The 12,828-nt window shown below is 41.0% G+C and carries 8 protein-coding genes; all 8 read right to left on the minus strand.

Going from position 1 to position 12,828, the window contains the following annotated elements; all coding sequences use genetic code 11:
- Nucleotides 1–7: 7 nt before the first annotated feature.
- Nucleotides 8–571, minus strand: coding sequence for a TetR/AcrR family transcriptional regulator (locus tag FYJ75_RS06160; protein WP_154429589.1), 564 nt, complete (start codon nt 569–571; stop codon nt 8–10).
- A gap of 256 nt (nt 572–827) precedes the next feature.
- On the minus strand, nt 828–5,411 hold the full coding sequence (locus FYJ75_RS06165) for an alpha-amylase family glycosyl hydrolase (protein WP_235907021.1): 4,584 nt from the start codon (nt 5,409–5,411) through the stop codon (nt 828–830).
- Between the two features lie 261 nt (nt 5,412–5,672).
- Nucleotides 5,673–6,131, minus strand: a complete 459-nt coding sequence (locus FYJ75_RS06170) for a hypothetical protein (protein ID WP_154429590.1) — start codon at nt 6,129–6,131, stop codon at nt 5,673–5,675.
- Nucleotides 6,132–6,135: 4 nt separating this feature from the next.
- Entirely contained in the window at nt 6,136–6,981 is an 846-nt protein-coding gene (srtB, locus tag FYJ75_RS06175; protein ID WP_154429591.1) for a class B sortase, read from the minus strand.
- Nucleotides 6,982–7,045: 64 nt separating this feature from the next.
- Nucleotides 7,046–7,735, minus strand: coding sequence for a hypothetical protein (locus tag FYJ75_RS06180; protein ID WP_154429592.1), 690 nt, complete (start codon nt 7,733–7,735; stop codon nt 7,046–7,048).
- Nucleotides 7,732–8,631, minus strand: a complete 900-nt coding sequence (locus FYJ75_RS06185) for a class C sortase (protein WP_195838953.1) — start codon at nt 8,629–8,631, stop codon at nt 7,732–7,734. Before FYJ75_RS06185 ends, FYJ75_RS06180 begins: the two co-directional genes overlap by 4 nt.
- 25 nt (nt 8,632–8,656) lie before the next feature.
- A complete protein-coding gene (locus FYJ75_RS06190; RefSeq protein WP_154429594.1) occupies nt 8,657–10,126 on the minus strand; it encodes a SpaA isopeptide-forming pilin-related protein in 1,470 nt (489 codons plus the stop codon).
- Nucleotides 10,127–10,139: 13 nt separating this feature from the next.
- A complete protein-coding gene (locus tag FYJ75_RS06195; RefSeq protein WP_154429595.1) occupies nt 10,140–12,557 on the minus strand; it encodes a DUF7601 domain-containing protein in 2,418 nt (805 codons plus the stop codon).
- Nucleotides 12,558–12,828 lie beyond the last annotated feature (271 nt).

Here is a 12,828-nt window from a genome sequence, read left to right on the forward strand (position 1 = left end):
ATTTAATTTACTTTCTGATTGCTATACCATCAACAATAATATCTACAACCTCCTGCAACGCATCCCCATAGGAAATACCATTTGTAATGAGCACATCTCTTTGAAAAAACTGTTCAATCGTTGCTTCCAACATTGTTTTAATTACGATAATGTTTACCGGCCGGATTGCTCCTTCCTCCACTCCCTGATGAATGAGAGCGATTGTATTTTCCCATCCGGTCTCTAATCGTTCCTCCACTTTGTGATATATTTTCGGATATTTATCTTTCAGCTGATAGAGATTACGAAAATCGATATCCTTATATCCTTCTGGAAGAACCCCAAGTATTTTCCGGATCTTATCCTCTGTTTTTAAAGAAGTATCATTTAAAATAGCCTGTTCACTTTCTTTTATATTGTCAAAGCAATAATCTACCATCTGAAAAAACAAGGTCTCTTTATCACGAAATACCGTATAAATTGTCTTTTTACTCATGGACAATTCTCCAGCAATATCGTCCATTGTAAATTTCAATCCTTTCCGGTTAAACACTCTAATTGTCGCATCCAGTATTTTTTCCCTCTGCTCCATATTTCCTCCCCGCTCTTTGCTGTTGTCACAAGAAACTGATTTTCGTTTTTCCGTTTCCTATATTTTACCACCCATCTGACATACATTTCAAGAAACTAAATTTACAAATTGCGTTTCCCTTTTTTGTATAATTTGTCCAAAAGAAAGATCCAGCACGCAAGGAATTTTCCTATATAGTAAAATAGCAGAAGCGCCGGGATATTTCCCGACGCCTCCGCTATTTATTAGGTAGGAATCAAAAAGATGTAATTAAGCATTATCTCATACCGGCCTTTTTCTTCTGATATCCGGCCGCCACAATTGCCACAGCACCTAACGCAATCAGAAGTAAATATGCCTCACCATTTTGTGTGTCTCCGGTATCTGGTACCATCTTGTTCTCACTCATAACCGCATTCTCGGTTACAGAGATCAGATAATCAGATGCATGACGGAATGTGAACTCTACAGTTCCATCTTCTGCAATTTTTACCGAAGTTTTGCCTTCAAGTTTCTTGGTCTTCGGATTATAATAAAACAAATTTGCATATTTTCCGGCATATTCTTTTCCGATTTCAAGAGACAACGTTGGCATAAATCCAAATTCGCCATCATGTTCCAGGCTGAATGTAAGGATCTTTTCTACATTTTCTCCAAGATCAGATGCTTTGATCACTGCATCTGAAATGGCATCAGATCCAAGTTTTACTTTCATATGAATATCACTTGTTGGAACTTTTTCAATATTTTTTCCATCAATGATCCATTTTATTCCATTTCCCATATCAAGAATTAATTTTTTACTGGTTCCTTTTAACGCCTCAATCGCACGACTTGAAAGGATTCCTTTTTCATCCATGACAACTGTGATTGTCTCGCCATCTGCAGCACCTTTGATTGCTGAAACTACTGCATCCCAATCGGTTGCTGAAACTGTTCCGCTGACAGTATCAGGTGTCTCCACAGTTTCTGTTTCTGTTTTTGTTTCAGATGCAACAGTTGGAATTTCTTCTTTTGTTTCTTCTTTTGTTCCTTCTGATTTGGTATCCTTTCCTCCAGCTGGTACAGCCGGTGTCGGATCCGTTGATTCACTTGTTACTTTTGAAAGAATTACAGTTCCTCCATTTTCTGCTGAAGGTATTGTCACCGTAACGTTCTGATCTTTACCGACGGTATAACTGCTGCCGCCATAAAGATCCTTTAAAATCGTGCCAGCCGCATAATCGGTATGGAAAGTAACTTCTTTTGCGCCCTCAGAGATATTTAAGCCGATCGTCAGCGTATCTCCCTGATAGCTGCGTTCAAAAATACTGTATCCTTCCTCATCTGATGTCTGAATATCGGTTCTTGTTCCTCTTGCCAGTAACAAGCTGTTTGCTTCACGAATCGAAAGAAGCTTCTTATAATGATTTAACATGCTGTTGTCGTCTTTTTCCTGTTTGGCTTCTTCCGTCCAATCAAAATCATAACGGTTTGTCTGATATGGATAATTATCCAGTCCATGCTGACCGATTTCTTCTCCATAATAGATCACTGCCTGACCTTTGGATGTCAGCTGCAGGGAAGCAGCAACTTTAAATACCTTTAACGCTTCTTCTTCAGTCATTCCATTATCATTGATCAGCTTATCCACAAGACTGTCTTCATCATGACTGCTTAAAAATGCACCAAGTGTAGCGGTATTATTTATGGAACTGTTTCTCTTTTCAAGGAAACTTTCTACTTCTGATAAATTTCCTGTAACAAATTTCTGTGCTTCATCATTAAAGTCAAAGTCAAGTAATGAATCCATGCTTCCGGTTCCTAATTCGCCTGCTGTGCTTGCATATCCGGCTCCGGAATATTCACCGATCATTTTGAAATCCGCGTCAGCCTCTGTCAGCGCATTCTTAAATGCTGCCCAGGTAACGGAATCTACATGTTTTACTGTATCCACACGATAATAATCAATATCGTATTTCTTTACCCAGTCCGTCTGCCATTCAACCAGCTGATCTCTGACCTCACTGTTTTCGGTCACGAAGTCCGGAAGACCGGCCAGTGATGCATACACATCATCTCCGGTAATGGAATTTGAAGAATCACGGATCATCGGTACTGCATTTCCATCCTGATCGATCAGAACATTGTTAAAAGTATCCTCTGTGTCATATCCTGCATGATTCAATACCACATCTACCATCAGCTTCATGCCATGTGCATGTACGGCATCAATTAATTCGCTAAATTCTTCTTCGGTTCCAAGATGCGGATTCAAGGATGTAAAATCACTTGCCCAGTATCCATGATATCCGGTAGAAGGAATCGTTTCATTGTCTTTCTTCGTTGTTGTGTCTGAATTATCAACGATTGGAGTAATCCAGATTGTATTAACACCAAGAGAATCCAGATAATCCAGTTTCTGCTCAAGTCCGGCAAAATCACCTCCATGATAGCTCAGACTTCCATCCGGATCATACACATCGGTTGTATGATAAGCTTTGTCATTCTCTGTGTTCCCGTCAAAGAAACGATCTGTACAGGTCATGTAAATGACCGCTTCATCCCAGTCAAAACTATCCTTATCGCGTGCAGTTACCGTAACGGAGACTGTTGTCTGATAAACATTTCCATAAATATCTGTCATAGTCACAGGAATATTTTTGTCTCCGACTGATGTATCTGAAGTAGCTGATATCGTAAGTTTCATCAGTTCCGGATGAATCTGCATCGTACCAAGTCCAAGTGCTGAAAGATCTGCTGTAATGCTGTCTATCTCCTCTGCTGTAAATGATTTTGCATCATTTCCGGCAAAAGATACCGACAATACATTATTGTCATTGTAATTCATCTTTTTCTCATTCAAAGCTGCATGAATGGAAAGATCGGAAAACTTTTTAAATGTAAAATAGGATACTTCCTCTCCATCAACCGTCTTCTTATTTGCATTATATAAGTCGGTCTTTCTTTCTCCATCAACAATATAGTAGTATGTATATTCTCCTGTTTCGCATCCTGTCATCTGATAGGTATAACGTTCATTCTTCTCATCGTAAGTCATCTCATGCGCTGTACCATTTACAACGACCTTTACTTTACCATTCAGGCTGCTTTCCTTGTTTTCTGTCAAAAGCATATCATCCCGATAAAAGAAAGAGATTTCACTGTCGCTTCCTTTCATCTCATAACCTTTATTCATTGGGAGTGTCTCTGTAATGCCTTTGCCCTGTTCAAATTTTACTTTGATGACATTCTGATCTGCCGGAACAACAACCTCATGGTTTCCACCATCTTTTTCCGCCCATGCATTATCCTCTTCCGTTCTTCTCATGCAGAATCCCAGTGTAAAATCTGCCTTGGAATCTTTGACCGGAATGATCATGGTGTGCTTTCCGTTTATTTCTTTTGAATAGATCTCTGTTTCGCTTCCAAATCCACTGTTCCAGGAATAAATATTCCATCCGTCATAATCATCTGCCGGACGGTCATATTCTACGACCACATAACGTTTTCTTGCTTCTTTGATCTCTGGAAGTTCTGTATATACCGTTTCATCTCCATTCACAACATAAAGAGAAACTTCATCCTGTTTGTCTTTATTGTTATAATTAAAATTCGCTGTCTGCCATTTCCATTCGCCAGCGGATCTTGGAATAAACCCGATGTCTGTTGCGGAAGTTGTCACAGTTGCTTTCAGCCACTGGTTTCCGTCTTCCATGGTCACAAGTTCTGTAAATTTACCGACTGGAAGATTTCCACCCTTGTTTTCCCACATCCAGATATCTGCAGCATCGGTGCTCATATGAGCTTCATTGCTGTCATAAAAATAAATATTGTAGGTGTACATTTTCTCAACGACCTGAACCGTTACGATTGCAGTCTCGCTTCCTGCTGTCGCTGTCAGTTCGACCTGAGTCAGTCCCGAACCAGCCGGCACCAGAATGTTTCCATCCTCCAAAGTCACTTTTTCCTCCAGTGAAGAGTCCTTCAACTGATAGGTAACTGACTCGTCTGACACAGAACCGTCTGCTGCATATAACTTCAATGTCTGTGGAAGTGCTGTCTTCTCCCCGGCTTTAACCGTTTCTGATTGGCCGGCAAGTCCAGGCACAACCAGTTTGCTGTTATTATTATTAATAATTTCTCCGTTCAGTGGATCTGTGATCCAGTCTGCATCGCACTTGAATTTATATTCATAAATACCAGGATTTTGTACGCCCGTCGTAACACGAAATACATCTCCATCCTTTTCCATCGGCAGACCTGTTGTCCAGTCTGTTCCACCAACAGTTCCCATCAGTCTGACATCGGATGCATCCTTGTATGCCCCGGTTGCATCCAGCTGAAATGTTACGGTACGATCACTGTTTACAACCGGACTTTTAAATTTGCTGTTTGCATTCGGATCAACCGGAGCATTGCTTGTCGATGCTTTCCAGTTTTCCGGTGCACTGTTGCTGATCTGCGTCTCGCTCTTCTGGATCACCCATTTTTCCACCTTTGACTGATCCGGTTTAAAACAGATATTCTCTGTTTGTTTGCCATTATTTCCATTATTAAAAATACAGTTGAACTGTTCACCGATGTTCATTATAATCGTAAAACTATACCAGCCCGCATTCTGGCTGTCTTCCTCAACCGCAGCTCCCGGCAAGCTGTTTGCATATACATATCCTGGGATTGCACTCCAGGATTCTCCCTCTGCAATTTTCGTACAGACCTGTTCCCATGCATCCTCTGACTGAAAATGCATTGTAATCGATACTTTTTCACTGTTTCCTTCTGCATATGACCGGATTGGAATTCCCGGTATCAACGTCAGGATCATCACAATTGCAAGGAGCAGACTGCTGAATCGTCTGCCAAAGTGTTTCTTTTTCATCCTTTTTCCTTCTCCTTTACCCTCTACGAAATTTTCGTGTTTTTTCGTAATTCCATTATATTATTTTCGTATTTTTTCGGCAATTGTGGGATTTAGAGAATTTATATGCACATTTTTGTATATTTTTACTTTTATACAGCAAAAGAGGTCTTCCTATAGTGCATAAGCACCAAAAATAATATACAATTTCAGCATGCCTTTTTTATTCATTTTTACACACAAAAAGCATGAAGCGATGCCTCATGCTTTTGATACCATTTTTTATTTGTCGTCTTCGATTGTAAGTTCTCTCGGTTCTGCATCCAGTTCTATCAGTTCCGGATGCTTCTTATGTTCTTCAAGAAGTGTCTGCCACAACGTATGGACTTCATATGCAAGCATCTGATCACATTCCACCGCATATGGTAGCAATACGGACACATCAAAGAACCGGATTCCGGCTGGCGGAAGAAAGATCAGATTGGTCGTCCGCTCCTTCTGGGCCGTGCTGTGGATCATTTCATAACTGATCATCAGAAATTCTTTTCCTTTATATGTTGTCTGATATAATACGTAGCATTCATCCACCTGCCATTTCACACCATTCTCTTCCACGACAGGCTTTTGGTCTGCATCATTATACTCCGTAGACTGACACAGGATCTTCCACTTCATAGCACCATTTCTGGTCTCTTTTATCATTTCTTTCAGATCACGTAATAATTCTTCTTCTTTTTTCATTGGTTTATTCTGCTGCTCCTTCACTGGTATTATACTGATTTACCCGAACCGCATGGACAACAAAACGTTTGTCATCATTCGAACAGGTGGAAAGGGTAATAATTTTGTTCATGTTGGTGGCCGTTACGCCAGTCTCTTTATAGGATATCTTATAGATCTCATCAATGAAATTCTGAAAAGCATCATCTTCTGCATACGGAACCGAATAGACGAAACTGTCTGCGTCGACATCTTCATATGCAAAAATCTGATACCGATAGATCTCATTCCCGGAAAAAATCTGAAAGAACTGATGCTCTTCATAATAATCATCCTTCTCTTTATAATATTTCAGTTTACCAAACATGCTGAGATCTTTCATATTATGACCGTAAATCAAAGTATGACAATCCTCAAAATCCGGCGAATTCGCCTCCTCAATAAATAAAGACCCCGCTGACGCAGATACTCCATTCCATGTTGTTCTTAAATATTTTTCATTATCCCCTGAATACATGACCGGATAACTGATATCTTCATTTTCAAAATAAATCCATCCTGCCACTTCCGGATTCTGCTCCTGTAATGCATTTAAGTCCACCGATGCAAGCTCATACCACGGACGTTCTTCCTCTGTTCCATCCACTGTTTCCGAAACAGGTTCCTCCGTGACAAACTGCTGATTCAGATCACCATAGATTTTTCTGGAAGTATAGTAATTTTTTATGATCTTTACCAGATTAAAACATGCAAAAATAATCAGAATCAGTCCGATCAGCATAATAACCGTATGAATTCTCGTTTGTTTATTGGTTGTTTCATTATTCGTTGTCTTATCGTTCTGCACCTTTACTGCTCCTTTGATCTTCATGTCAGACCATAGTCTTATTCTTATCTATTATGACACAAAACGCCGATAAAGAAAACTCTAAGTTTTATATCTTCTTATGCTTTTTCCATGCGATTCCTACGCAGACCACGCCACAGATAAGCGCTCCCTGTGAGATCCAGAACAATTCCATAAGATCATCCTGTGTCTGCACCGGGCGCGTTGCACAAAACACGGAATTTGCAAATGCTGCATGTGCTTTTCCCGTATTGGATGTCACACCGGTTCTTCCAATCTTCAGATCACATATGCTGTTTTCTGATATCGTGATCAGATACGGCTGAAAACAGTATTCATAAATTTCATTTTTTGCCAGATCCGCAGTAACAAGATAAAGTCCTGGATGGATTCCTGTTACAGTTCCTGTTCCCGATTTTATACAGACCGTATAATCTGCTGTTTTTGACTTCAGCTTATCGGAAATAATCTCTGCTGCTTTTTCCAGATCAGGCTTTGCAGAATTTAACATCTGTTCTGTCTCTTCGTCAATTCCATTCCGGAACAGATACGTCTCATCCTCTGCAATTGCTGCGACCTGATACACTTTTACAGAAATATCCGGTCTTTTGGCATCCTCAAAATAGATGCTGTCCTCCGGTATTTCCAGCTTCACTGTATACTCCGGCTCCTGATCTGCTGCATTCGCCCATACCTGAAAAGAACTTACCGGTGTCAAAGCAAGCAAAATGATCATAATGAATGAAACACTTGCTTTTTTTAGTTTTATACGATTCATTTTCTGCCTCCTTTCCCATCTTGTTCTTTTTCTTTCTGCATTTTCTTATTTATCAATATTTTTCGTATTCCATATGCGACGCCTGTCAAAACCAGCACGCCTGCTATAAGATACACCCCTGCATATTTCTTGGTGAAAAAAGAAGCTTCTTTCTCAGAATCATTTTCCGTTTTTCCGTTTTCTTCATGCGGAATCCGTCTTCCCGTCACCAGCAGGCGATGCGAATTTACCCCATAAGGCGTACAGGTATACAGTGTTACAAGATCTTCTCCTTCCCGGATTGCCAGAGCTTTCGTAATTGCCTCCCGATCGGTCTTATCCACCATCGGAAGTATTTCACAAACTTCATATGCCAATGTCTGATCCAGAATATGAATGTAAAACCGGTCTCCTTCTTCGATCTGATCCAGATCCGTAAACAGTCTTGCTCCAGGCAGCCCTCTGTGCGCAACAAGTGTACAATGTGTTCCCTCACCTCCAACCGGAAGTGAAGTACCATTTAAATGTCCAATTCCAGTCTGCAGAACTTCATCTTTCGTTCCATGGTAAATCGAAAGTCTGACATTGATCTTTGGAATCGACAGATATCCCATGATTCCATCCCCGGACACATTCAGTATCTTCCAGTATTCGGTCTGTTCCATCTCCCCATCGCAAATTCCAAATGCATCTTCGTAAGGACTGCACGTATCCATTTGTTTATTAAACGTCTGTGCCTTTTCCCATTGTTCTTTATATTCTTTTTCTTCCAGTTCTTCTACAGCAGCCTCATAATTGCTGATCAGTTTCTTTTGCCTGTAATCATTCCACATATCTGCTGCCATAGGATACAGCACAAGCGCCATCCCGATGAAAAAGATGATGCCGACCCCTGCAGTTGTTATTTTCTTCTTCATCCGGATGTTTCTTTTCATTTATTTTTTATCTTTCAGCTTTGCGATGTGCCATAATACCGTATCCGGCTGCTGCGATCATAATGCTGCAGCCTGCAATTGTGAAAATGGCAGTTCCAACTCCACCTGCTGATGGAAGGCCGGACAGCGTTGTATCGATCATATAAGTACCTTCAGCAACTGTTCCGGTCGCGATTTCTTCGTTTCCAAGAGTAAGTGTTGCACTGACATCCTTTTTATTGACACTGTATCCTTTTGGAGCCTTTGTCTCCTCAAAATAATATGTTCCAAGATCCAGTCCCTCTACTTTCGCTGTTCCATCTTCGCCGGTCTCAATCTCTGTTGCTTCTGCTTCTGTTTTCCATCCGTCAAACAGATATCTTCCGTTCACTTTCTGGAATGCCGCATATTCTCTGCTGTCATCCGAAGACTTCTTATAGACTTTAAATCTGGCACCTGCGAGCTTGGCGTTATCGGAAAGATCGTCGTTATCTTTATCACTTGCATACTTGGTAATTGTAATATTTCCAGTATACAGTTTCTCTTCATCCTTTCCAAATTCAGGGTCATTCTCCCCGCTTCCAATTGATGCCGTGTTTCCGACTGTAACGTCTGTTACCACAGCCTGATATGTGATCCGGATCTCTTTATTGGCATTTGAATTATCCGCTACAATCTTACTGAGATCTGCGTAAAAGCTTTGTGTACCATCCTCATTTTTTACCACATCTGCCGTATAGGTTTGCTCCTTTGCATCTCCAACAGTAACTTTTAACTGAATCTTATTTTCACTGGTAACATACTCTGCTCCGTTTAGTTTATCATTTACCCAGTATCCACGATTCGTTGTATTTTCAGCAAAATACGGAACGACAGAGGTGATCTCATAAGTTACTGTTCTTCCAATCTCGGTTACTTTATCCTCATCCTGAGCGCTTTTTACAATATGTTCTGTCGCTTTTTTGGCAGTAACACCATTGGTAGTAAGCTCACCTTTTACATCTCCTTTTGTTTCATATGTAAATCCTACATAAGCAGCCATTGGACTGTACGTATAATCCTGTTCTGTACCGGCAATATAGTAAAGACCGGCTTCTTCCACAGAAATCTTTTTGACTTTCTCCGATAACTCATAATTTGCCTTTGCAACATTCTCCAGTGCATCCGCAATCTGTCCATCATCGATTATTTTTGTTCCATCTGGAACTTTTGCATCTGGATCCGCTTTTTGAATAAGCATCCAGATCAGCTGCTGATCCGAATATTCGCTTCCGAATGCATCCCTGTAATTCTTTGCAATGTCATCTGAGGTAAATGCCCATCCCGTCTCTGTCGAATTATCTGCACAAATCAACTGCAGATACTGGAATTGTGCGGTTTCTCCAGCCTTCTGTACATCGATCGTGACCGGCTTTGCATCCTGCGCATAGGCAGTCACTCCTGTTCCTCCAATCATTGCTGCCATCATAATCACTGCTGCTATTTTCTTTAATTTCATAGTTGATCTCCTTTTATATATTTTGAAATTTTATTTTATGAATCAAAACCACTGATGCTGTCATAAGAAAAGCAATTCCCGCAAACAGAAACTTTCCATTTCCAACACCGCCTGCTTCCGGAAGTTCGTACACTTCTCTTTCCTGCATGGTATTGGTGATTACCTGCATATAATCCCGTTTTCCTTTTTCTGTCTGCTGCGGTTCTCCATAGGATACCTGATAATCCAGATACGCTTCTTTCATTCTTTCCCCGGATTCCATGCCTTCCCAATATCGTGTTGTGTTCCCGTCTGTCACTTCAAACTCACATGCATCCTCTGCCTGAACCTCTTTTAATTCTTTCACCCGGTATTGCTCCGGTGCGTCCAGATGTTCATACACCGCCTGCCAGTTATTCGAAGAATTCAGTTCTTTTACTGTGTTTTCTACCGGAATATAATTTCCATTTTCATCCAGATGATATAATCCGACATAAACCAGTGAATGTTCTATATCGTCACCCGTCCATGTTTTCTGAACATACAGATTTCCTTTTGGATCATTAGTGATGGTCAGCTGTGCATCGCTTCCAAGTCGAATACAGCCATCTGCATCCGCGATCTGTGCCGGCTCTGCCGTTTCATCTTGCAGCTCTTTTGCCCAGCCATTATATTGTTCTGTATCCAGATTGATCTCATCCACTTTAAAATCGGTTCCTGCAATCAGTCCTGTGATCTGAATCGTATAATCTGCCGGGATTCCAGAAATCTCACCACTTTGCGTATTTCCACAAACCGTTTGTGAATCTGCCAAAGCAAGATTTCCATCCGCATCACGCATATAATAATTTCCGTCTTTTACAACAAAATAATCCCCCTGATAGGGTACAAGTTTTCCCTCTTTATCTTCCAGTTGTACCAGAAAATCAAAGACATCATCTGTCTGGAATCCGTCTGTGATCCGTTTTGTGATCTGAAGATTTCTGATATTGTCCCTTGCACACTGATTCTTAAAAACAATGCTGGAATTTCCTCCAACCTTCCGTATCTCACTTCTTGCTGCATATGTTCCAGTCTCTTTGGCAACCGTCCCGTCTGTTGTTGCAATTGTATTTCCCTGTCCATCCAGATATGTTACCTCTCCATTCGAAAGGCTGACCTGATCATACTCATCACTTTGGATTTCTGTTTCTTCCACGTAATACTTCAGATTGCGCATAATATCCGGAAATACAGCGGTCTGTCCATCTTTCAAACAGAAACTTCCATCTTCTGAAACTGCGCTCCTCTGACCGGTATCCACACCATCTTCCCAGATCTGATACGTCGTTCCTTCCGGCATTGTTTCAAAGATATCCGTACCGTTTTCTTTTTCCAGATATACCTGAAATGGAAACTCTGCATTGGCATAACTCTGTTTGTCTGTATTCGTGATCTGTTTTGTAATCTTTAAGGCATCTTTCGGAACCGGTGGCATATTAAACTTCAAGGAACAGTTTGACACCGTAGCTCCGCGCTCCAGGTAAATGAATTCCAGACGATGCTCGGAGCAATCTTCAAATGTTGCTTTTTCAAGTCCAAAGATCTGCTGCAGCGATGTTGTCTGACCTAACGTATTTCCAATTCCCGAGTCCGCTTCATTTACCACTCCATCGACTTTGACTTCTCCTGTAGCAAAATTGATCGTTCCTCCGACTTTTGAATGAATTCCGCCAAGATCAAGAACCAGACGTCCATCTACAAATACCCAGACATCATCATCTCCGGAAAAAGAAAACGTCATATCCTGCCCTTCCACCTGTCCGTTCTGAGGCTGGATAAAATTAAATCCTACCGTCATTCCGTAATACCAGGATTCCGATTCCGTAATATCACGAAGCGGCATAAAATTTCCATTTTTTGGTACGTCATATACTGTAAAATCTTTCTGTGAATTATTTTCCGAGGCATCATAATATGCATAATTTTTTGCACTGTCGTAGCTGTAATACCCCTGTGCATCCCGTACAAACAGATGATTCAGACCGGATGCAACACACGTCTGCTCCGATAAAAGACCATATCTGGCATTTGTATACGCCATTCTTCCGCCTGCTGTCACGACCGGGAACCCCTCATAATTATCCTCTGCGGTTGTTATGTATCCATCTTTTGTATAAAGATTGCGGTCCATGATTCCCTGTACCGCAACATGGTCATTCGAATATCCCCAGGCTCCCACCCACCGGTTATATCTTGGCCAGTTCCATCCCGGATCTCCAAGGAAATAGAGATCACTGTAAACTTCATTCATATCATAATCGTATAAACTAATGTCAATTAATCCTGCTGTATCCTCTGTATGTATCGTTCCAGTCGTTTCCTCTGCCAGCAGAGAAAAACCACCATATCCGGTTCCGACTAGCATAATTGCTGTCAGCAGAAAAGCCAGCGCAGCCTTTCGTATTGTCATAATTCGTCAGCCCTCCACTTCTTTCTAAAATATTTGCTGCTCTTTTACAGACCTGATGCAAGATCATGAATTTTGCCATCCTTATATCTTATGAGGGAGGTTGTCCAAATATTCCAGGAAAATCGGGTAGGAGGTAAATAATTATTTTATTTACCGTCCTCCCACACCACCCGGCATACGGTTCCGTACCAGGGCGGTTCTTTAGTTTTCACTAACTATTAGATAATAGTCAAGCATGGATGTATATCCCAGCTTGGCTATTATTTTCTTT

Origin of the sequence: Roseburia porci (genome assembly GCF_009695765.1) — a bacterium.
GTDB lineage: Bacteria > Bacillota > Clostridia > Lachnospirales > Lachnospiraceae > Roseburia > Roseburia porci.

Bases quoted from the DNA above. Each gene is read 5' to 3' on its own strand.
- FYJ75_RS06160 (WP_154429589.1), bottom strand. From the start codon at position 571: ATGGAGCAGAGGGAAAAAATACTGGATGCGACAATTAGAGTGTTTAAC.
- FYJ75_RS06165 (WP_235907021.1), bottom strand. From the start codon at position 5,411: ATGAAAAAGAAACACTTTGGCAGACGATTCAGCAGTCTGCTCCTTGCA.
- FYJ75_RS06170 (WP_154429590.1), bottom strand. From the start codon at position 6,131: ATGAAAAAAGAAGAAGAATTATTACGTGATCTGAAAGAAATGATAAAA.
- srtB (WP_154429591.1), bottom strand. From the start codon at position 6,981: ATGAAGATCAAAGGAGCAGTAAAGGTGCAGAACGATAAGACAACGAAT.
- FYJ75_RS06180 (WP_154429592.1), bottom strand. From the start codon at position 7,735: ATGAATCGTATAAAACTAAAAAAAGCAAGTGTTTCATTCATTATGATC.
- FYJ75_RS06185 (WP_195838953.1), bottom strand. From the start codon at position 8,631: ATGAAGAAGAAAATAACAACTGCAGGGGTCGGCATCATCTTTTTCATC.
- FYJ75_RS06190 (WP_154429594.1), bottom strand. From the start codon at position 10,126: ATGAAATTAAAGAAAATAGCAGCAGTGATTATGATGGCAGCAATGATT.
- FYJ75_RS06195 (WP_154429595.1), bottom strand. From the start codon at position 12,557: ATGACAATACGAAAGGCTGCGCTGGCTTTTCTGCTGACAGCAATTATG.